Here is a 21278-nt window from a genome sequence, read left to right as displayed (position 1 = left end):
CCCTATGAATGCAAAAGTCTGGTTGGTAGGCGCTGGCCCCGGAGACCCGGAGCTGCTGACCCTCAAGGCCGTACGCGCCCTCGGTGAGGCCGATGTGGTGCTGATCGATGACCTGGTGAACCCTGCCGTGCTGGAGCATTGCCCCGGGGCGCGTGTGATTCCGGTGGGCAAGCGCGGCGGTTGTCGCTCGACGCCCCAAGCCTTTATCTACCGCTTGATGCTGCGCTACGCCCGACAGGGCCGCTGCGTAGTGCGCCTCAAAGGCGGCGACCCGTGCATTTTCGGGCGTGGCGGCGAGGAGGCGCAGTGGCTCAAGGCACGGGGCATCGAAGTGGAGCTGGTAAACGGCATAACCGCCGGCCTGGCAGGTGCCACACGCTGTGATATTCCCCTGACCCTACGCGGCGTTGCTCGAGGCGTGACTCTGGTAACTGCTCATACGCAGGACGACAGCCAACTGAACTGGCAGGCGCTGGCACACAGCGGAACGACCCTGGTGATCTACATGGGCGTGGCGAAGCTGGCGGAGATTGCCGAGCAGTTGCTCGGTGGTGCACTGGCGGCGGATACGCCGGTGGCGATGATTGAAAACGCCTCGCTGCCGCAGCAGCGCGAATGCCGCAGCGTACTGGCGAACATGGAACGCGACGCCCAGGTTTTCGCCCTCAAGAGCCCGGCAATCCTGGTTATCGGGGCAGTCGCGGCAACCGCGTCGGTCACGGCCCCTACCTCTGAAACCCAGGTGCAACTGGCCTGACTCTCGCGCCAGGAAGGCAAATCGCAGGCAAAGAAAAACCCGGCCTAGGCCGGGTTTTTCCAAGCTACAAGGCTAATTACTTAGCTTGAGCTTCTACCGAGGCTTCTACGCGACGGTTAACTGCGCGACCAGCTTCAGTTGCGTTGTCGGCAACTGGGCGGGACTCACCGTAACCAACGGATTGAACGCGGTTAGCGCCAACGCCGTACTGGTTAACCAGAACTTGTTTAACGGCGTTTGCACGACGCTCAGACAGCTTCTGGTTGTAAGCGTCAGGACCGACGGAGTCAGTGTGACCTTCAACAACGGTGGTGGTCTGTGGGTACTGCTTCATGAAGTCAGCGAGGTTCTTGATGTCAGCGTAGCTGTTAGGCTTGACGACCGACTTGTCGAAGTCGAACTTCACGTCCAGCTCAACACGAACCACTTCAGCAACTGGAGCTTCTGGAGCTGGCTCTGGAGCTGGAGCTGGTGCTACTGGAGCTGGAGCGACTTTGCCGCCGCTGCCACCGAAGTTCACACCCAGACCGATGGTAGGAGCGTAGTCCCACTTGCCGTTGTCCAGCTTGTAGTCAGCTTCAACGCCAGCACGGGCGAACAGGTTGTCGGTGATGTACCACTTAACACCAGCGCCTGCAGTCAGGAAAGTCGACTGGTCGCGACCGCTGTGGCCGTCGGCCTCAACGTTGGTCATGCTCTTGTGAGCAACACCGCCGGAAACGTATGGACGCAGAGCGTCACCCACGGTACCAAAGTGGTACTGAGCGTTCAGGCCGAAGTTGTCGCCTTTGATTTTCTGGTTACCAGTACCGTCGTTGGAACGGGTGTGGTTGGTCTTGTCGTAGGTGGCGTTCAACGACAGATCGTCGGTCAGGAAGTAGCCGATCGATGCGCCTGGGTTGAAGCCGTCTTCAACGTGATTAACGCTGTCGTTGTACTGTTTTTTGTAAAACAGTTCACCCTCGACCGCGCCTTGGCCTTGCGCCAGAACGCCGAACGAAGTCACGGCAACAATAGAACCAATGGCAATGCCCAAGGTGTTTTTCAGTTTCATCCGTTAAATCCCCATCTGGTGATTGTAAAGCAGTCCCACATACCGGGGGACAACTCGGCGGTAAGTCTATCAGAACTCACCTAGACGTAAGAGATATTTGCGCCGAACTAAGTTTCAGCAATACCTGCAAATTTCTCACGCAATTTATCAAGAGCACGTTTGTAACGCATCTTTGTAGCACTCAACCCCATATGCATGATGTCCGCGATCTCTTGAAATTCCAGCTCTGCGACAAATCGTAGCACCAGAATTTCCCGATCAATCGGGTTCACATGCACCAACCAGCGATCAAGTCCACCCTTTTCCTCAGGTTTCGGCGCCTTCTCTTCAGACGCCTCCTCGAGGGGGTCAAGACTTAAAGCGTCCATCAACCGACGCTTGCGCCGCTCCTTGCGATACTGCGTGATGCATTCGTTGTACGTGATGCTATATAGCCATGTCTTGAACTTCGATTTACCCTCAAAGTTCTTAAGGCCATACAGCACCTTCAACATCACTTCCTGACAGACATCATCCGCATCCCGATCGTTCCCCAGATAACGTGCGCAAACATTAAATAGGGTCCTCTGATAGCGCCGCATCAACTCTTCATAGGCGCGTGTTACGTGAAACAGCTCCGTATGTGAGCGCGCAACCAACTCCTCATCAGAGAGCTCACGGGGGTCATAGCGCGTGGATAGCGATTGGGTTTTATTCAAAACGAGTCGTGCCGACAGTCAGGTCAATGTCCGCCGCAGCCCGATGACGGGCATTTTGCGGCGGCATACATTAGCAGGGTTTGCCGGGTTAGCGGCTACTTACATGCTGCTCCAGCAGGATCCGATTGGAGAGAGAGACTAGCTCACCCTCATCGGTCAGCAATGTAGTTTTAACCGTGCCAATCTCTTCGATCTGGCCTTCGACCTCACCAACACGTACTTGTTGCCCAACCTGATACAACTCACGCACATAGATTCCCGCAAGAATCTGCCCGGCAATTTCCCGGCTTCCTAACCCCATGGCCAGTGCAACAGCCAGACCAACGGTAATCAATACAATGACGATCACATGGTTGAGCAGGTCGGTTTTGACCTCCAACTGACTGATCGCCACGGAAATACTGATGATGATCACCAGCCCCTGGGCAATTCGCCCCAGGCCGCTGGCGTAATCCAGGCCTACGCCTTCTGCGGCGCCGCGCACCAGGCCATTGGCCAGTTGCGCCAGCAAAACCCCCACCAGCAGCACCAGCGCAGCACCGAAAACCTTCGGCAAATACAGCGCAAGCATATCGAGCGTAGCCGAAACTCGCTCAAGGCCAAGGGATTCAGCAGCAGAAACCAGAAAAATCAGCAAAACGAACCAATAGACGATCTTGCCGATCAGGGTCGAGATGGGTACCTGTAAACCCGCACGAGACAGCAACTTGGTCAGACCGGTGCCGCCCATGAGGCGATCCAGGCCCAGCTTGGCCAGCAACTTCGAAAGCAGGGTATCGAGCAGCTTGGCTACCACGAAGCCCAGCAACAGCACCACCAACGCGCCGAACAGGTTCGGAATGAAGTTCGCCACCTTGGTCCACAAGGCGGTCATCGCCGTGACGAGGCTCTGCGTCCAGAGATCCAGTTCCATATTCAATCAGCCTTATCAGCAGTGCGAGCAGAAGATTTACGACGAGAAACCGGCGCAATATGAGCCGATCCGTTATTCAAGGCGATCATCAGCGCCGGCAGCCAGCGGCCCAGAAGGCTGAACAGATCCCCCGCCCCCACCTGACGGTTGGCGGTTTTCAGTACGCGGCCCAGGCAGGCATCGTCATCGCGGCTCGATGGCGAGGCTTTGAGCATGTCACGCAAAGACTGTTCAAACGGATCGTGCATACGCACCTCTGGTGATGTCTGAAAAAGACGCGATCAGATTTATTCGGGTCACATGAAGCATCATCACACCCAGCGCAAACGACGAAACAACCACCATTGCCCCACGGCCACCGCCACCAATAAAAGGCAGGCGATGATGAAACCATAAGGGCTGGCCGAGAACGGAATGCCGCCCACGTTGATCCCCAAAAGGCCGGTGAGAAAACTCATCGGCAGGAAGATCCCGGTAATGATCCCGAAGCGGTACATGGTGCGATTCATGCGCACGCTCAAACGCCGGTCTTCGGCCTCCAGCACAAGCCCCACGCGCTCTCGGGTCAATTCCAGCTCTTCCAGGTAACGGGTCAGACTGTTGTGCAGCTCGTTCCAGTAATCACCATCATCCACGGCGAACCAGGGCAGTTTTATCCGGCTCAACTGGGCGAAGATATCCCGCTGCGGAGCCAGGAAGCGCTTGAGCCCGGCAGCCCGCCGACGGATCTGCAAAATGCTGCCGTGCTCGGGGGTATACCGTTCGTCGGCATCCAGTTTTTCTTCCTCGCCATCGACCACTTCCGAGAGGTCGCTGACCAGATTCTGCACCTTGTGGGTCAGATACTCGGCCATATAAAGGAGGAGTTCGGCAGACGTCTTCGGCCCTCGGCCCTCGGCAAGCTGCACCAGCAACTCATCGGTGGCGCGCAACTGACGCAAGCGCAAGGAAATCACCCGCTGGGCAGAGGCAAAGATCCGCACCGAGACCATGTCTTCCGGCTCGGCCCCCGGGTTCAGGTTGATACCCCGCAGAAACAGCAGCAACTCCGAGTCCGGGAGCGCCAGCAGGCGTGGGCGGGTGTTTTCCTCCAGCAGCAGGTCACAGCTGAACTCACTCAGGCCGCTGGAGCGACGCAACCAGGTCTGGGTCTGCGGATGACTGCGATCCCAATGCAGCCACAGGCTTTCATGGGCCTGCAGTTGCAGGTCGTCGAGCTCAGTCCGGGCAATCGAACGCGCACCGCCTTCACCATCCAGCACCAGGGCATGTACCAGCCCCCATTGCGCGTTTTCTTCCTCGAACATCCGCATCCCTTGTCAGGTCGATTGTTTATTCAGGCATTTTCAGCGGGCTTGGCGAAACGATCACGCCATTGTTGTCGGCGTAGACATACTCGCCAGGGCGGAAAGTCACACCGGCAAAGGTAACCGCCACATTGAGGTCGCCGATGCCGCGCTTGTCAGTCTTCATCGGGTGGCTGGCCAGGGCCTGGACGCCAAGATCGGTCTGGGCGATGACATCCACATCACGGATGCAACCGTAGATCACCAATCCTTCCCAACCGTTTTTTGCGGCTTTCTCGGCCAGCATGTCGCCCAGCAGGGCGCGGCGCAGTGAGCCGCCACCATCCACCACCAACACCTTGCCCTGCCCCTTGAGTTCCACTTGTTCCTTGACCAGCGAGTTGTCCTCGAAGCACTTGATGGTGACGATTTCACCACCAAAGGAATCGCGACCACCGAAATTGCTGAACATCGGCTCTACCACCTGCACCAGGTCCGGGTAGGCGTCGCACAGGTCGGGAGTGAGGTAATGGTTCATCGAGAAACTCCTGTAACAGAAAGAACACGATCGAAGGTGTCGGTGCTGCCTTATATAGATACGCGCCCAGACCGCAGATGTTTAACCTGCAAGGCCTGATGAGCGAACCCGCCTGCCCCGTATTTTCGCAGCCAGGCCAGCGGAACGGAAAGCCGACTCAATAACTGAATGTGACCAGAACAGCGCAATGCGTCATATCTTAGCCGCAAGCGCTATCGAGCGAAATGCCCTTGTCAGAGCCTTCGCCTCAAACCGCAGCCACGGGTTCGGCAACAGAAACCAGCAATGGAGCCTGCTGATCCTTGAGCCAGCACGCGACCAGCGGCCAGACCTCAGTCTGCGCCGGTTTGCTCACCAGCATCTCGACGTGACCGAAATTACCGCTGAATCCCTGCTCGCGTCCCAGGCAGACAAATTGTTTCTGCTCGCTGCCCAACTGCTCGAACAACTTGCGACAGGCCCAGGTCGGATCCTGATGATCCCCTGCGGCACTGACTGCCAGTGCCGGCACCGTAACCTGCGCCAGGCCCGCCCACCAATCCTTATCGGCATCGCCGAAACGACCAAACAATCCATGCCAACGCATGCTCTCCAGAGCCAGCCCGATGGGCTCGTCCTCGGGGCCACGTTTGAGCCGCGAGCCGGACAACTGAGCAAAGCGCTTGATCACCAGGCGCCCACCCCACTCCACCATCGGGATCTTCAAGGGCCAGTAGGTACGGCTGATCTGGGTACCGAAAAACGCCGCCGAAGCCACGCCCGCATCACCCAGGTACTGCCCGCCCAAGGCCGCCGCCAGGGTAGTGCCGCCCAGGGAATGACCGATCCAATGGGGAACCTGCGCACTTTGCTCACGGACGAAGGCGGCAATTGCCGGCAAATCGTACCGAGCGTAGTCGGCGACACGGTTCTTGCGGTAGTCGGCATTGCGGCGCGACAAACCGTGACCGCGCATTTCAGGAATCCACACATCGAAGCCTGCGCGGGCCAGATAGGCCCCCAGCCCGATGCCCTTGGGCGAATACCAGAAACGTCGATTGGAAAAGCTGCCATGCAGCAGGACCACGGGGATCCCCCGGGCTTCAGGCTCATCGGCCAGCCCCAGGCGGGTGACGGCCAACTCCACGGAAGGGTCGGGACTGTTGCCGGGCTTCAAGCGATAGACATCTTCGCTGAGGTCGCCTCGACGCTCGGCACTGATCAAGGCGACCGGAAATAGGTTGCTGCTGCTTTGCATATTCTTCTTGCACAAAAAAGGGCGGCATCCAGAAGAAGCACGCCCTGCTTGAATCTTCAAGAGCCAGCCAGCCTTGCGACCGACCGGCTCTGCACTCACCGATTACGCCGCGCCCTGACCTTCAGCCAGGAAGAACCAGGTTTCCAGTACCGAGTCCGGGTTCAGCGAAACGCTTTCAATGCCCTGCTCCATCAGCCACTTGGCCAGGTCCGGGTGGTCCGAAGGCCCCTGGCCGCAGATGCCGATGTACTTGCCAGCCTTGTTGCAGGCGGCAATGGCATTGGCCAGCAGCTTCTTGACCGCAGGATTACGCTCGTCGAACAGGTGGGCGATGATCCCCGAGTCACGGTCCAGGCCCAGGGTCAGTTGGGTCAGGTCGTTGGAGCCGATGGAGAAACCATCGAAGTACTCCAGGAACTCGTCAGCCAGAATGGCGTTGGACGGCAGTTCGCACATCATGATCACGCGCAGGCCGTTCTCGCCGCGCTTGAGGCCGTTTTCAGCCAGCAGATCAACTACTTGGCTGGCCTCGCCCAAGGTGCGCACGAACGGCACCATGATTTCGACGTTGGTCAGGCCCATCTCGTTGCGCACGCGCTTCAGGGCGCGGCATTCGAGCTCGAAGCAGTCACGGAAGGATTCGCTGATGTAACGCGAAGCACCGCGGAAGCCCAGCATCGGGTTCTCTTCTTCCGGCTCGTAGAGCTTGCCACCGATCAGGTTGGCGTATTCGTTGGACTTGAAGTCCGACAGGCGCACGATGACCTTCTTCGGTGTGAACGCCGCAGCCAGGGTGCTGATGCCTTCAACCAGCTTGTCGACGTAGAAGTCCACAGGATCGTGGTAGCCGGCAATACGCTTGTCGACGCTGTCCTTGATCTCTTGTGGCAGCCCGGCGTAGTTCAGCAGTGCCTTGGGGTGCACGCCGATCATGCGGTTGATGATGAACTCCAGGCGGGCCAGGCCCACGCCGGCGTTCGGCAGCTGGGCGAAGTCGAAGGCACGGTCCGGGTTGCCGACGTTCATCATGATCTTGAACGGCAGCTCCGGCATGGCATCCACCGAGTTCTGCTTGATGTCGAAGCCCAGTTCGCCTTCGAAGATGAAACCGGTGTCGCCTTCAGCGCAGGAAACGGTCACGCCCTGGCCATCTTTCAGCAGCTCGGTGGCGTTGCCGCAACCCACTACTGCCGGAATGCCCAGCTCGCGAGCGATGATTGCTGCGTGGCAGGTCCGGCCGCCGCGGTTGGTGACGATGGCGCTGGCGCGCTTCATCACCGGTTCCCAGTCCGGGTCGGTCATGTCGGAGACCAGCACGTCGCCGGCCTGGACCTTGTCCATCTCGGACACGTCCTTGATGATCCGCACCTTGCCGGCGCCAATGCGCTGGCCGATGGCACGGCCTTCCACCAGCACGGTGCCGGTTTCCTTGAGCAGGTAGCGCTCCATGACATTGGCCTGGGTACGGCTCTTCACGGTTTCCGGACGAGCCTGGACGATGTACAGCTTGCCGTCGTCGCCGTCCTTGGCCCATTCGATGTCCATCGGGCACTGATAGTGCTTCTCGATGATCATCGCCTGCTTGGCCAGCTCGCTGACTTCAGCATCGGTCAGGCAGAAACGCGCGCGATCGGCGGCGTCCACGTCCACGGTTTTCACCGAGCGACCAGCCTTGGCTTCGTCGCCGTAGATCATCTTGATCGCCTTGCTGCCCAGGTTGCGGCGCAGGATAGCCGGACGACCGGCTTCAAGGGTGTTCTTGTGGACGTAGAATTCGTCCGGGTTGACCGCGCCCTGGACCACGGTTTCACCCAGGCCATAGGCGCCGGTGATGAATACCACGTCACGGAAGCCCGATTCGGTGTCGAGGGTGAACATCACGCCGGCGGTGCCGGTTTCCGAACGCACCATGCGCTGCACACCGGCAGACAGGGCCACCAGCTTGTGGTCGAACCCCTGGTGCACGCGGTAGGAAATGGCGCGGTCGTTGAAGAGCGAGGCGAACACTTCCTTGGCAGCGCGAATCACATTGTCCACGCCACGGATATTGAGGAAGGTTTCCTGCTGGCCGGCAAAGGAGGCGTCCGGCAAGTCTTCGGCAGTGGCCGAGGAACGCACGGCCACGGCGATGTCGGGATTGCCCGCCGACAGTGCGGCGAAGGCGGTACGGATCTCGGTGTTGAGGCGCTCGGGGAACTCGGCCTCCATGATCCACTGACGGATCTGCGCGCCAGTCTTGGCCAGGGCGTTGACGTCATCGACATCCAGCGCATCGAGCGCCGCATGAATCTGGTCGTTCAGACCACTCAACTCAAGAAAATCACGATAAGCCTGAGCTGTCGTGGCGAAGCCACCAGGGACCGATACGCCCGCACCTGCGAGGTTGCTGATCATCTCGCCCAGGGATGCGTTCTTGCCCCCCACATGCTCAACATCGTGTTTGCCGAGCTTATCGAGGGAAACTACGTACTCTACCAAGGTGATCTCTCCACTAACTGTGTTGGAAAAGCTCAGAAGCCGGCTGCTCCAGGGAGCGTTTGCCCGCTATATGGCCTGGACCTGGAAAATAAGTGAGAATGCGGGCCATTCCCGGCCGACAAATCGCGCCTATCATATCCAAGAATCGTCACTAGCTTAAGGCCCAAGCCGCAAATGAAACGATCTGCTTTCTTTATCTCCGACGGTACCGGCATCACAGCGGAAACCCTCGGCCAGAGCCTGTTGGCGCAGTTCGAAAACGTTACCTTCAGCAAATTCACGCGGCCGTATATCGACAGCATGGAAAAAGCGCGGGCCATGGTACAACAAATCAATATAGCCGCCGAAAAAGACGGCCATCGCCCGATTATCTTCGACACCATCGTCAATCAGGACATTCGTGAGATCCTCGCGACCTCCAATGGTTTCATGATCGACATCTTCTCGACCTTCCTCGCGCCCCTGGAACAGGAGCTGAGCGAACATTCCTCCTACTCCGTCGGCAAATCCCACTCCATTGGCCACAACTCCAACTACATGGAGCGGATCGAGGCGGTGAACTTCGCCCTGGACAACGACGACGGCGCCCGCACCCACTACTACGACAAGGCCGACCTGATCCTGGTGGGCGTGTCGCGTTGCGGCAAGACCCCGACCTGCCTGTACATGGCCATGCAATTCGGCATCCGCGCGGCCAACTACCCGCTGACCGAGGAAGACATGGAGCGCCTGCAGCTGCCCAATGCCCTGCGCGCCCACAAGCACAAGCTGTTCGGCCTGACCATCGACCCCGACCGCCTCACCGCGATCCGCAACGAGCGCAAGCCCAACAGTCGCTATTCCAGCTACGCCCAGTGCGAATTCGAAGTGCGCGAAGTGGAAAACCTGTTCCGCCGCGAAAACATCCCCCACATCAATTCCACCCATTTCTCGGTGGAAGAGATCTCGGCCAAGATCCTCGTGGAAAAAGGCGTGGAACGGCGCTTCAAGTAACTTCTGCGCGACCGACGGCGAGGCCCGCACTGCCCCTCGCCTACCGCCCTACCAGCGGGACAGCCCGCTCTCCTGCTTCAAGGCCGCGGCCAACGCGGCAAAGCCGTCCTGCAGCCGACGATCATCCGCGGAGGTATTGCAGACACTGGCCCGGACGAATTGCGGCACCGCCGCCTGGCCCACGGCAAAGGCTTCGGCAGTGGCCACCAGGTATCCCTGATGCTTGAGATCCGCCTCGATTTCAGAGGCACGCCACGGCTCCGGAACCCTGATCCAGAAATGCGGGCAACCCTCCGGACTGCGCCACTCCAGCCCCTGCAACACCTCCGTGACCAGCTCCTTGCGCCGGGCGATTTCGGCCATCTGCTGCTGACGCAGGCGCTCGGCAACTCCCGTGTCGATCCAGCCCGCTACCAGCTCCAGCGGCAAAGGCGTGGCCATCCAGCAGGTGGCGCGTACCGCTGCGGCCAAACGTCCCACCAGGGGCGACGGCGCATGCAGGAAACCGACCCGCAGCCCTGACGCCACGGCCTTGCTCAGACTGCTGATCAGCACCGTGCGCTCCGCTGCGAAATGGGCCAGGGGCGCCGGGCGCCGCTCCATCAGCACGGCGTGGGTTTCATCCTCCAGAATCAACAGGTTATGCCGGCGACAGAGCTCCGCCACGGCCTCGCGCCGCGCAGCGGACTGCACCGCAGCCGTGGGGTTTTGCAGGGTCGGGGTGCAATACAGCGCTGAAATGCGGTGCTGCCGGCACGCTTCGTCCAGGGCCTCCGGCAACAGCCCCTGTGCGTCCATCGGCAACCCCAGGAGCTTGATGCCCAACATTCGCGCCGTGCTGATCAGGCCCGGATAGGTCAGGTGTTCAGTGGCCAGCGTATCGCCGGGCTTGAGCAGTGCCAGCAAGGCGACATGCAAGCCGTGCTGGGCGCCGTTGACGCAAATCACCTGCTCGGGATCCGCCTGCAGGCCATCCTGGGTCAGCCAGCGCGCACCCGCGGCGCGATACCGCGCCAGACCGGCCTCGGCGCTGTAACGGGCGATTTGCTGCAGTCCCAAAGGATCTTCTGCCAATGCCCGCAAGCCCTGAGCGATGAAATGGCTTTCCTGGCCGGGAATATGGGTGTTGCGGCTCATGTCGAACAGCGCCTCCGGCTCCTCGGCGACGTTGCGAAAGCCGCTGTCGCGCTGGCGCTGCAAACCGTCCTGGCGCACATAAGTACCATCGCCGACCCGTGCCACCACCTGTCCCAGGCGTTCCAGCTCGGCGTACGCGCGGCTGATGGTGCCAATGGTCACGCCCAGCTTGTCCGCCAGCAGGCGATGGGGCGGCAGTTTGCTACCGGGGGCAAGCGTACCGTCGGCAATGGCCTTTTCCAGGGTCTCGGCCAGTCGCTTGTACTTGGCGCCCACCCCTTCCTGCAATGCGGAACGCATCATTGACACTGTGTCAATACTTACTTTGACAGCCATCATTTTCACCAATAGCGTTGCTCAAGGGCTCAATTACCGCAAATGACTCGCCCAATATAGAGGTCAATTGCTCATCACGAAAGGAATGCCTGCGTGAATACCAGCACCGTCATATCCGACACCCGGGCCCTGCCCCGCCCCTGGCTTGCCACCCTGGTGACCTGCACCCTGTTCCTGATTGTCTGCCTGAGTTGGGGCACCACCTGGCTGGGCATCAAGATTGCGGTGCAAAGCGTGCCGCCACTGACCGCCGCAGGCCTGCGCTTTCTGATTGCCTTTCCGCTGTTCGCCTGTTTTGCCTGGCTGCGCCGCGAGCCGCTGATGTTTCCCAAGGGCAGCCGGGGCTTCCTGGTATTCGTCACCCTGTGCTACTTCAGCCTGCCCTACACCCTGCTCAACTACGGCGAGGTGCACGTTTCCTCCGGCCTGACCGCGCTGCTGTTCAGTTGCATGCCGGTGTTCATCCTGATTTTTTCCGCCCTGCTGCTGCGGGAGAAGATTCACCTGGCGCAACTGCTCGGCATCGCCATCGGCTTTGCCAGCCTGTTCCAGATCATTCGCGGCCAGGGCCTGCTCAGCGACCACAATGAACTCTCGGGAGTACTGGCAATTCTCGGCGCGGCACTGCTGCATGCATTGTGTTACGTGGTCACCAAGAAACACGGCAGCGCCATCAGCGTCATCACCTACAACACCTTGCCGATCGGCATCGCCGGTCTACTGCTGTGCCTGGCGGGGTTGGGGATCGAGCACCCGGACTTTTCCGCCATCAGCCCGCGTTCCTGGGGCGCCCTGCTGTATCTGGGGCTGGCGGCTTCGGTGGGTGGGTTCATTGTCTATTTTTTCCTGCTGAAACGACTGAACCCGGTGATCCTGTCCTTCGTGTTCATCATTTTTCCGGTGTTCGCGGTGATCATCGGCGCCTGGTACGAAGGCCAGAGCCTGTCCCGGGACCTGCTGCTGTATTCCTCGACCTTGCTCGGCGGTTTCGCCATCACCAAACTGCCCCTGGACAAATGGCTGTCCGGAAAGCCCGCCCGACGCTAAAGAGATTTTGTAGGAGCGAGCTTGCTCGCGAAGGCTTTTAGGACACCGCGTCCGCCCAGCGAGCCCACGTCATCATTGACGTTCATCGCGAGCAAGCTCGCCCCTACAAGGGTGGGTTTCAGATCACCAGCAGGTCGACGAACCGGTGCACCGGCGTCGCCTCAAGCCGCGCCTGATCCTTGCACAGCTGGAAAATCTGCGTCGAACGCTGGGCCGTGAAACGCGTGGCCAGGTTGGCCTTGAACTTGTCTTCCAGCAGCGGGATGCCTTCGGCGCGGCGGCGCCGGTGGCCAATGGGGTATTCCACCGCGACCTGCTCGGTGCTGGAGCCGTCCTTGAAGAACACCTGGATCGCATTGGCAATGGAGCGTTTGTCGGCTTCCAGGTATTCACGGGTGTAGCGAGGCTCTTCGACGATGTGCATCTTCTCGCGCAACTGATCGATGATCGGGTGCGCGGCATGGAAATCGTCCTCGTAATGCTCGGCCACCAGGGTGCCGAAGGCCAGGGGCACGGCGGTCATGTATTGCAGGCAGTGGTCGCGGTCGGCGGCATTGGCCAGCGGCCCGACCTTGGAAATGATGCGGATCGCCGACTCATGGGTGGTGATGACGATGCGGTCGATTTCGTGCAGGCGGTTGCGCACCAGAGGATGCAAGGTCACCGCCGCTTCGCAGGCCGTTTGCGCATGGAATTCCGCCGGGAAACTGATCTTGAACAGCACGTTTTCCATCACGTAGCTGGCGTATTTCTGCGTCAGGCTGAACTGCCGCTGGCCCTCGGGCTTGAGCGCCAGGTCCTTGTTGATATGGCTGAACAGCACGTCATAGAAGCCCCACTGCGGCGCCGTCAGGACGCCGGGAATGCCCATCTCGCCACGCAGGGCGATATCCGCCAGGCGCACTCCACGGCTGGAGGCATCCCCCGCCGCCCAGGATTTGCGCGAACCGGCATTGGGTGCATGGCGATAGGTGCGCAGCGCCTGGCCATCGACAAAGGCCTGGGACAGTGCCGCCAGCAACTGCTCGCGATTGGCTCCCATCAGCTTGGCGCACACCGCGGTGGAAGCCACTTTCACCAGCAGCACATGATCGAGGCCGACACGGTTGAAGGAGTTTTCCAGGGCAATCACGCCTTGAATCTCATGGGCCATGATCATGGCCTTGAGCACATCATTCATGGTCAGCGGCGCTTCGCCATTGGCCACGCGCTTTTGTGACAGGTGATCGGCTACCGCGAGAATTCCCCCGAGGTTGTCCGAGGGGTGGCCCCATTCGGCCGCGAGCCAGGTGTCGTTGTAGTCCAGCCAGCGCACGATGCAACCGATGTCCCAGGCCGCCTTCACCGGGTCGAGGCGATAGCTGGTGCCGGGCACCCGGGCACCGAAAGGCACCACTGTGCCTTCGACGATCGGCCCCAGGTGCTTGGTGCATTCGGGAAAACGCAGGGCCAGCAGGCCGCAGCCCAGGGTGTCCATCAGGCAATTGCGTGCGGTATCGAGGGCTTCTCGGGAGTCGATGGAATAATCCAGGACGTAATTGGCAATGTCCTGCAGGACCTGGTCGTAATCGGGACGGTTGTTCAGGTCAACGTTGCTGCTCATGAGCGCTTCACTCCAGTACAGGATGGTAGGTGGTGTCGATTCCTCAGTGACAGGTTCAGGTCAATAACGGCATCGCAGGTCTGCGCCTGCTCAGCGATTCAATCACAACCAGCGGCTGTGGCGAGGGAGCTTGCTCCCGCTGGACAGCAAGCCCCTCCACAGCAAGCGCTTCTCTTCCTAGAAACTGTCGCCGGGCACTCGCACCCAACCTTCCATCAGCACCCGCGCGCTGCGGCTCATGATGGCCTTGACCACCGTCCAGTCACCGCCGCTCCGGGTGGCTTCGGCGCCGACGCGCAAGGTGCCCGAGGGATGACCGAAACGTACCGCGCTGCGCGCGCCACCACCGGCCGCCAGGTTGACCAGGGTCCCGGGAATCGCCGCCGCGGTACCTATGGCCACCGCCGCGGTGCCCATCATCGCGTGGTGCAGCTTGCCCATGGACATGGCCCGCACCAGCAGGTCAACGTCCCCGGCCTTGATCGCCTTGCCGCTGGAGGCCTGGTAGTCCGCAGGCGCGGCGACAAAGGCCACTTTCGGCGTGTGCTGGCGCTGGGCGGCTTCATCCAGGTGTTTGATCAGGCCCATGCGCAGGGCGCCATGGGCGCGGATGGTCTCGAACATCGCCAGGGCCTTGGGGTCGCCATTGATATCGCCCTGCAGCTCGGTACCGCGATAGCCGATGTCTGCCGCGTTGACGAAGATCGTCGGAATCCCGGCATTGATCAGGGTCGCCTTGAAGGTGCCGACACCGGGCACTTCCAGGTCGTCCACCAGGTTGCCGGTGGGGAACATCGAACCGCCCGCGCCCTCTTCCTCGGCCGCAGGGTCAAGGAACTCCAACTGCACTTCGGCCGCCGGGAAAGTCACGCCGTCCAGCTCGAAGTCGCCGGTTTCCTGGACCTCGCCGTTGGTGATCGGCACGTGGGCGATGATGCTCTTGCCGATATTGGCCTGCCAGATGCGCACCACCGCCACGCCGTTCTGCGGAATGCGCGCCGGGTCCACCAGGCCGCTGCTGATGGCGAAGGAGCCCACTGCCGCCGAGAGGTTGCCGCAGTTGCCGCTCCAGTCGACAAAGGCCTTGTCGATGGCCACCTGGCCGAACAGGTAGTCGACGTCGTGGTCGGCCTTGATGCTCCTGGACAGGATCACCGTCTTGCTGGTGCTGGACGTGGCGCCGCCCATGCCGTCGATCTGCTTGTCATAGGGATCGGGGCTGCCGATCACCCGCAACAGCAGGGCGTCACGGGCTGCGCCCGGCAGTTGGGCCGCCTCGGGCAGGTCCTGCAGGTTGAAGAACACGCCCTTGCTGGTGCCGCCACGCATGTAGGTGGCGGGAATCTTGATCTGCGCTACGAATGCCATGAATTTCAGGTCCCGATAATGACCGGGGGCGGCGCCTTGCGGCCCGCCCCCGGTACGTTGCTTAGCTGGCTACTGCCGATTCCAGGAAGTCCTGGGCGAAGCGTTGCAGCACCCCGCCCGCCTCGTAGATCGATACCTCTTCGGCGGTGTCGAGGCGGCAGGTCACCGGCACCTCGAGCCGCTCGCCGTTCTTGCGGTTGATCACCAGGGTCAGTTGCGCCCGAGGCGTGCGCGCGCCGATCACGTCGTAGGTTTCAGTGCCGTCGATACCCAGGGTCTTGCGGTCGGTGCTCGCGAGGAACTCCAGCGGCAGCACGCCCATGCCCACCAGGTTGGTACGGTGGATGCGCTCGAAGCCTTCGGCGACGATGGCTTCCACCCCCGCCAGGCGCACGCCCTTGGCTGCCCAGTCGCGGGACGAGCCCTGGCCGTAGTCGGCACCGGCAACGATGATCAGCGGCTGCTTGCGCTGCATGTAGGTTTCGATGGCTTCCCACATCCGCGTCACTTTGCCTTCCGGCTCGATCCGCGCCAGGGAACCCTGCTTGACCTTGCCGTTTTCCTGGACCATTTCGTTGAACAGTTTCGGGTTGGCGAAGGTCGCGCGCTGAGCGGTCAAGTGGTCACCACGGTGGGTCGCGTAGGAGTTGAAGTCCTCTTCCGGCAGGCCCATTTTCGCCAGGTACTCGCCGGCCGCGCTACCCGCCATGATGGCGTTGGACGGCGACAGGTGGTCGGTGGTGATGTTGTCCGGCAACACCGCCAGCGGGCGCATCCCGGTCAGGCTGCGCTCACCGGCCAGGGCCCCTTCCCAGTACGGCGGACGGCGGATGTAGGTGCTCTGCGGGCGCCACTCATACAGCGGCTCGACTTTCGGGCCGGTGTCTTCGTGGATGGCGAACATCGGGATGTAGACCTTGCGGAACTGCTCCGGCTTGACCGCCGCCTTGACCACCGCATCGATCTCTTCATCGCTCGGCCAGATGTCCTTGAGGCGGATTTCCCGGCCGTTGGCGTCCAGGCCCAGCACGTCCTTTTCGATATCGAAACGGATGGTACCGGCAATGGCGTAGGCCACCACCAGCGGCGGCGAAGCCAGGAACGCCTGCTTGGCGTAAGGGTGGATGCGCCCATCGAAGTTGCGGTTGCCCGACAGCACGGCGGTGGCGTACAGGTCGCGGTCGATGATTTCCTTCTGGATCACCGGGTCGAGGGCACCGGACATGCCGTTGCAGGTGGTGCAGGCAAAAGCCACCACGCCAAAGCCCAGTTGCTCCAGCTCATGGCCCAGGCCGGCCTCTTCCAGGTACATGGCCACGGTTTTCGAACCCGGGGCCAGGGACGACTTGACCCATGGCTTGCGGGTCAGCCCCAGCTTGTTGGCGTTGCGCGCCAGCAGGCCGGCGGCGATCACGTTGCGCGGGTTGCTGGTGTTGGTGCAACTGGTGATCGCGGCGATGATCACCGCGCCGTCCGGCATCTGCCCCGGGGTTTCGGACCACTGCCCGGCGATGCCCTTGGCCGCCAGGTCGCTGGTGGCGACCCGGGCGTGCGGGTTGCTCGGCCCGGCCATGTTGCGCACCACCGACGACAGGTCGAACTGCAGGCCGCGCTCGTAGCGTGCGCTCTTCAGGCTGTCGGCCCAAAGGCCGGTGTGCTTGGCGTAGCTTTCGACCAAACGCACCTGCTCGTCTTCACGGCCGGTGAGCTTGAGGTAGTCGATGGTCTGCTGGTCGATGTAGAACATCGCCGCCGTGGCGCCGTATTCCGGAGCCATGTTGGAGATGGTGGCGCGGTCGCCCAGGGTCAGCGCCGCGGCACCTTCGCCAAAGAATTCCAGCCAGGCCCCCACCACTTTCTGCTTGCGCAGGAACTCGGTCAGCGCCAGCACCATGTCGGTGGCGGTGATGCCCGGTTGCAGCTTGCCGGTGAGCTCGACACCGATGATGTCCGGCAGGCGCATCCACGAGGCGCGGCCGAGCATGACACTCTCGGCTTCCAGGCCGCCCACGCCGATGGCGATCACCCCCAGCGCATCCACGTGGGGGGTGTGGCTGTCGGTGCCGACGCAGGTATCAGGAAAGGCCACACCGTCGAGCACCTGGATCACCGGGGACATTTTCTCCAGGTTGATCTGGTGCATGATGCCGTTGCCGGGCGGGATCACGTCGACGTTCTTGAAGGCCTTCTTGGTCCAGTTGATGAAGTGGAACCGGTCTTCGTTGCGCCGGTCTTCGATGGCGCGGTTCTTGTCGAAGGCGTCCGGGTCGAAACCGCCGCACTCCACCGCCAGGGAGTGGTCGACGATCAACTGGGTCGGCACCACCGGGTTGACCAGCGCCGGGTCACCGCCCTGGTCGGCGATGGCGTCGCGCAGGCCGGCCAGGTCCACCAGTGCGGTCTGGCCAAGAATGTCGTGGCACACCACGCGGGCCGGGAACCAGGGGAAGTCCAGGTCGTCGCGGCGTTCGATCAGTTGGCCGAGGGAAGCGTTGAGGGTTGCCGGATCACAACGGCGCACCAGGTTTTCCGCCAGTACGCGGGAGGTGTAGGGCAGGCTGTCGTAGGCGCCTGGCTTAAGCGCATCGACCGCCGCCCGGGCGTCGAAATAGTCCAGTTGGCTGCCGGGCAGCGTCTTGCGAAATTCACTGTTCATGGTCAGGGCTCGGTCACGGTAGTTTCAAAGGGAGCGCCTGGCACCGTGTTGAATGGGCATCTATCCCCTGTAGGAGCGAGCTTGCTCGCGATGACTGAATCAGGTCCGACATCGCTGTCGGCTGGTCCATCGCTATCGCGAGCAAGCTCGCTCCTGCAGGTGCTGCGGTGCATTCAATCAACAGTACCGGCGCCCTCCCGGTCAGCGGCGCTCGATTGGCACGAACTTGCGCTGTTCAACGCCGATGTACTCGGCGCTTGGACGAATGATGCGGTTGTTGGCACGCTGCTCGAACACGTGGGCGGCCCAGCCGGTCAGGCGCGAGCAGACGAAGATCGGTGTGAACAGCTTGGTCGGGATGCCCATGAAGTGGTACGCCGAGGCGTGGTAGAAATCGGCATTGGGGAAGAGTTTCTTCTGCTCCCACATGGTCTTGTCGATGGCTTCGGACACCGGGAACAGCACCTTGTCACCGACTTCGTCAGCCAGCTTCTGCGACCAGCCCTTGATCACCTCGTTGCGCGGGTCGCTGTCTTTGTAGATCGCATGGCCAAAGCCCATGATCTTGTCCTTGCGCTCAAGCATCCGCAGCAACTCGGCAGTCGCCTCCTCGGGGCTCTGGAAGCGCTCGATCAGCTCCATGGCCGCTTCGTTGGCGCCGCCGTGCAGCGGGCCGCGTAGCGAACCGATGGCCGCGGTGACACAGGAATAGAGGTCCGACAGGGTCGAGGCACAGACCCGGGCGGTGAAGGTGGAGGCATTGAATTCGTGCTCGGCATAGAGGATCAGCGAGACGTTCATCACCTTGACGTGCAAGTCACTGGGCTTCTTGCCATGCAGCAGGTGCAGGAAGTGGCCACCGATGGTCTGCTCGTCGCTCACGCAATTGATGCGCACGCCTTCGTGGCTGAAGCGGTACCAGTAGCACATGATCGCCGGGAAGGCCGCCAGCAGGCGGTCGGTGACGTCGTGCTGTTGGGAGAAGTCCTTCTCCGGCTCGATGTTGCCCAGGAACGAGCAACCGGTACGCATCACATCCATCGGATGGGCCTGGGCCGGTATGCGCTCCAGCACTTCCTTCAGCGCCTGTGGCAGATCGCGCAGCTTGCTCAGCTTGGCGCTGTAGGCGGCCAGTTGTTCCTGGGTCGGCAGGTCGCCGTACAGCAACAGGTAGGCGACTTCCTCGAACTGCGCATCGGCCGCCAGTTCGCGCACGTCATAGCCGCGGTAGGTCAACCCGGCACCGGCCTGGCCCACGGTGGACAGCGCGGTTTGCCCGGCCACCTGGCCGCGCAGACCTGCACCACTCAATACTTTTGCTTCGGCCATTGCTCTCTCCAATCTTGAATTTGTTAGGGACTTGGCAACTTCACGGGTCGGGGCTCCCCCGACAGTGCAGGAGCGAGCTTGCTCGCGATCCGGGCCCGCGCGCCCCAGCGAATCAGGGGCTGCGCGTTATCGCTGACGGCCATCGCGAGCAAGCTCGTTCCCACAGGGATTGATTCAGCCTTTCTTCTGCGCGAACAGCGCATCGAGCTTCTGCTCGAAGCTGTGGTAATCGATGCGCTCGTACAGTTCCATGCGGGTCTGCATGGTGTCGATCACATTTTGCTGGGTACCGTCGCGACGGATCGCGGTGTAGACGTTTTCTGCGGCCTTGTTCATGGCACGGAACGCCGACAGCGGGTACAGCACCAGGGAAACATCCACGGATTTCAACTGTTCGGTGGTGTACAGCGGTGTGGCGCCGAATTCGGTGATGTTGGCCAGGATCGGGGCTTTCACCCGATCGGCGAAGATCTTGTACATCTCGAGCTCGGTGATGGCTTCCGGGAACACCATGTCGGCGCCGGCCTCGATGCACGCCGCGGCGCGTTCCAGGGCCGACTCCAGGCCTTCCACCGCCAGGGCGTCGGTGCGCGCCATGATCACGAAGCTGTCGTCGGTACGAGCATCCACCGCGGCCTTGATGCGGTCGACCATTTCCTGCTGGGAAACGATCTCCTTGTTAGGGCGGTGACCGCAGCGCTTGGCGCCGACCTGGTCTTCGATATGGATCGCCGCGGCGCCGAACTTGATCATCGACTTGACGGTGCGCGCCACGTTGAAGGCCGACGACCCGAAACCGGTGTCCACGTCCACCAGCAGCGGCAGGTCGCAGACGTCGGTGATACGACGCACATCAGTGAGGACGTCGTCCAGACCGGTAATGCCCAGGTCAGGCACGCCGAGGGAGCCGGCAGCGACCCCGCCGCCCGACAGGTAGATGGCCTTGAAACCGGCGCGCTTGGCCAGCAGGGCATGGTTGGCGTTGATCGCGCCGACCACTTGCAACGGCTGTTCGCTGGCGACCGCATCGCGGAAACGCTGGCCTGGAGTGCTCTTGTTGGAACTCATGACTCACCTCGTGGAGTGGCTGTCTGATGGGCGCTGTCCTGGTAGTGACGCGCGATATTGCGTTTCGAGGCGCCGATGTGGCGGCGCATCAACAACTCGGCCAGTTCGCCGTCGCGATCGGCAATGGCATCGAGAATCCGGTGGTGTTCGGCAAAGGCCTGGTGCGGGCGGTTGGGGGTCGCGGAAAACTGGATGCGGTACATGCGCACCAGTTGATACAACTCGCCACAGAGCATCTGCGTGAGGGTGCGGTTGCCGGCGCCCTGGATGATCCGGTAGTGGAAGTCGAAGTCCCCTTCCTGCTGGTAGTAACCGACCCCGGCCTGGAACGCCGCATCGCGTTCGTGGGTATCGAGCACCCGGCGCAGTTCGTCGATTTCCTCGGTGGTCATGCGCTCGGCCGCCAAGCGACAGGCCATGCCTTCCAGGGACTCACGGATTTCGTAGAGTTCGATCAGCTCGGCATGGCTCAGGGACACTACCCGGGCGCCGACATGGGGCACCCGCACCAGCAGGCGCTGACCTTCCAGGCGGTGGATGGCCTCGCGCAGCGGGCCGCGACTGATGCCGTAGGTGCGCGCCAGCTCAGGCTCGGAGATCTTGCTGCCCGGGGCGATCTCACCCTTGACGATGGCCGCCTGGATCCGCCGGAAGACGTTTTCGGACAGGGTTTCAGAATCGTCCTGTGCCTGCATCGGGTGTTCGAGTTGATCCAGCATATTGTCGACACCTTTAAAATCAATGAGGCAAAAATTAGCCAATACACCGAAAACAGTCAAA

General features: G+C 61.4%; 18 protein-coding genes. 3 read left to right on the top strand and 15 right to left on the bottom strand.

Annotation, left to right across the window (positions count from 1 at the left end):
• Nucleotides 1-4 precede the first annotated feature (4 nt).
• Nucleotides 5-757 (top strand): uroporphyrinogen-III C-methyltransferase, encoded by a 753-nt coding sequence (gene cobA, locus PFLCHA0_RS09545; protein ID WP_015634751.1) that lies wholly within the window; start codon nt 5-7, stop codon nt 755-757.
• A 76-nt stretch (nt 758-833) separates the two neighbouring features.
• Here the strand turns inward: cobA and PFLCHA0_RS09540 are convergent, their stop codons facing one another.
• The 8 genes from PFLCHA0_RS09540 to ppsA form a co-directional block, all read right to left on the bottom strand.
• A complete protein-coding gene (locus tag PFLCHA0_RS09540; RefSeq protein WP_011060196.1) occupies nt 834-1811 on the bottom strand; it encodes an OmpA family protein in 978 nt (325 codons plus the stop codon).
• Between the two features lie 107 nt (nt 1812-1918).
• On the bottom strand, nt 1919-2509 hold the full coding sequence (gene sigX, locus PFLCHA0_RS09535; RefSeq protein WP_011060195.1) for an RNA polymerase sigma factor SigX: 591 nt from the start codon (nt 2507-2509) through the stop codon (nt 1919-1921).
• Between the two features lie 88 nt (nt 2510-2597).
• Nucleotides 2598-3422, bottom strand: coding sequence for a mechanosensitive ion channel family protein (locus tag PFLCHA0_RS09530; RefSeq protein ID WP_008048604.1), 825 nt, complete (start codon nt 3420-3422; stop codon nt 2598-2600).
• A 2-nt stretch (nt 3423-3424) separates the two neighbouring features.
• The gene (locus tag PFLCHA0_RS31090) at nt 3425-3670 is read right to left on the bottom strand and encodes a hypothetical protein (protein WP_011060193.1); all 246 of its coding nucleotides are present in this window, start codon (nt 3668-3670) and stop codon (nt 3425-3427) included.
• A gap of 63 nt (nt 3671-3733) precedes the next feature.
• Nucleotides 3734-4729 (bottom strand): zinc transporter ZntB, encoded by a 996-nt coding sequence (locus tag PFLCHA0_RS09520; RefSeq protein ID WP_015634750.1) that lies wholly within the window; start codon nt 4727-4729, stop codon nt 3734-3736.
• A gap of 25 nt (nt 4730-4754) precedes the next feature.
• Nucleotides 4755-5246: a ribonuclease E activity regulator RraA gene (gene rraA / locus PFLCHA0_RS09515; RefSeq protein WP_011060191.1), complete on the bottom strand. Its 492-nt coding sequence runs from the start codon at nt 5244-5246 to the stop codon at nt 4755-4757.
• 247 nt (nt 5247-5493) lie between these two features.
• Nucleotides 5494-6483 (bottom strand): alpha/beta fold hydrolase, encoded by a 990-nt coding sequence (locus tag PFLCHA0_RS09510; protein WP_015634749.1) that lies wholly within the window; start codon nt 6481-6483, stop codon nt 5494-5496.
• Between the two features lie 102 nt (nt 6484-6585).
• Complete coding sequence (gene ppsA, locus PFLCHA0_RS09505; protein ID WP_041116859.1) at nt 6586-8961, bottom strand: phosphoenolpyruvate synthase; 2376 nt, start codon at nt 8959-8961, stop codon at nt 6586-6588.
• A gap of 174 nt (nt 8962-9135) precedes the next feature.
• Between ppsA and ppsR the strand changes: the two genes are divergently transcribed.
• Nucleotides 9136-9954 (top strand): posphoenolpyruvate synthetase regulatory kinase/phosphorylase PpsR, encoded by an 819-nt coding sequence (gene ppsR, locus PFLCHA0_RS09500; RefSeq protein WP_011060188.1) that lies wholly within the window; start codon nt 9136-9138, stop codon nt 9952-9954.
• A 48-nt stretch (nt 9955-10002) separates the two neighbouring features.
• On the opposite strand, the gene PFLCHA0_RS09495 is transcribed toward ppsR, so the two are convergent.
• Nucleotides 10003-11427, bottom strand: a complete 1425-nt coding sequence (locus PFLCHA0_RS09495) for an aminotransferase-like domain-containing protein (RefSeq protein WP_015634746.1) — start codon at nt 11425-11427, stop codon at nt 10003-10005.
• A 93-nt stretch (nt 11428-11520) separates the two neighbouring features.
• On the opposite strand from PFLCHA0_RS09495, the gene PFLCHA0_RS09490 reads away from it, so the two are divergent.
• A complete protein-coding gene (locus tag PFLCHA0_RS09490) occupies nt 11521-12474 on the top strand; it encodes a DMT family transporter (RefSeq protein WP_015634745.1) in 954 nt (317 codons plus the stop codon).
• 118 nt (nt 12475-12592) lie between these two features.
• Here the strand turns inward: PFLCHA0_RS09490 and prpD are convergent, their stop codons facing one another.
• The 6 genes from prpD to PFLCHA0_RS09460 all read right to left on the bottom strand — a co-directional run bounded on the left by prpD (nt 12593) and on the right by PFLCHA0_RS09460 (nt 21217).
• Entirely contained in the window at nt 12593-14077 is a 1485-nt protein-coding gene (prpD, locus tag PFLCHA0_RS09485) for a 2-methylcitrate dehydratase (RefSeq protein WP_015634744.1), read from the bottom strand.
• Between the two features lie 177 nt (nt 14078-14254).
• Nucleotides 14255-15445 carry a 2-methylaconitate cis-trans isomerase PrpF gene (gene prpF, locus PFLCHA0_RS09480; protein WP_015634743.1) on the bottom strand — a complete coding sequence of 397 codons (1191 nt, stop codon included), beginning with the start codon at nt 15443-15445 and terminating at the stop codon, nt 14255-14257.
• Nucleotides 15446-15506: 61 nt separating this feature from the next.
• Nucleotides 15507-18101 carry a Fe/S-dependent 2-methylisocitrate dehydratase AcnD gene (acnD, locus tag PFLCHA0_RS09475; RefSeq protein WP_015634742.1) on the bottom strand — a complete coding sequence of 865 codons (2595 nt, stop codon included), beginning with the start codon at nt 18099-18101 and terminating at the stop codon, nt 15507-15509.
• A gap of 201 nt (nt 18102-18302) precedes the next feature.
• Nucleotides 18303-19430, bottom strand: coding sequence for a bifunctional 2-methylcitrate synthase/citrate synthase (gene prpC / locus PFLCHA0_RS09470; RefSeq protein ID WP_011060182.1), 1128 nt, complete (start codon nt 19428-19430; stop codon nt 18303-18305).
• 174 nt (nt 19431-19604) lie between these two features.
• The gene (gene prpB, locus PFLCHA0_RS09465; RefSeq protein WP_011060181.1) at nt 19605-20498 is read right to left on the bottom strand and encodes a methylisocitrate lyase; all 894 of its coding nucleotides are present in this window, start codon (nt 20496-20498) and stop codon (nt 19605-19607) included.
• Nucleotides 20495-21217, bottom strand: a complete 723-nt coding sequence (locus PFLCHA0_RS09460; protein ID WP_011060180.1) for a GntR family transcriptional regulator — start codon at nt 21215-21217, stop codon at nt 20495-20497. The genes prpB and PFLCHA0_RS09460 overlap by 4 nt, the downstream gene beginning before the upstream one ends.
• Nucleotides 21218-21278 lie beyond the last annotated feature (61 nt).

Origin of the sequence: Pseudomonas protegens CHA0 (genome assembly GCF_000397205.1) — a bacterium.
Taxonomy (GTDB): domain Bacteria; phylum Pseudomonadota; class Gammaproteobacteria; order Pseudomonadales; family Pseudomonadaceae; genus Aquipseudomonas; species Aquipseudomonas protegens.
The sequence above is the reverse complement of the archived record's forward strand: the minus strand, read 5'-3'. Positions and strand labels throughout refer to the sequence as shown.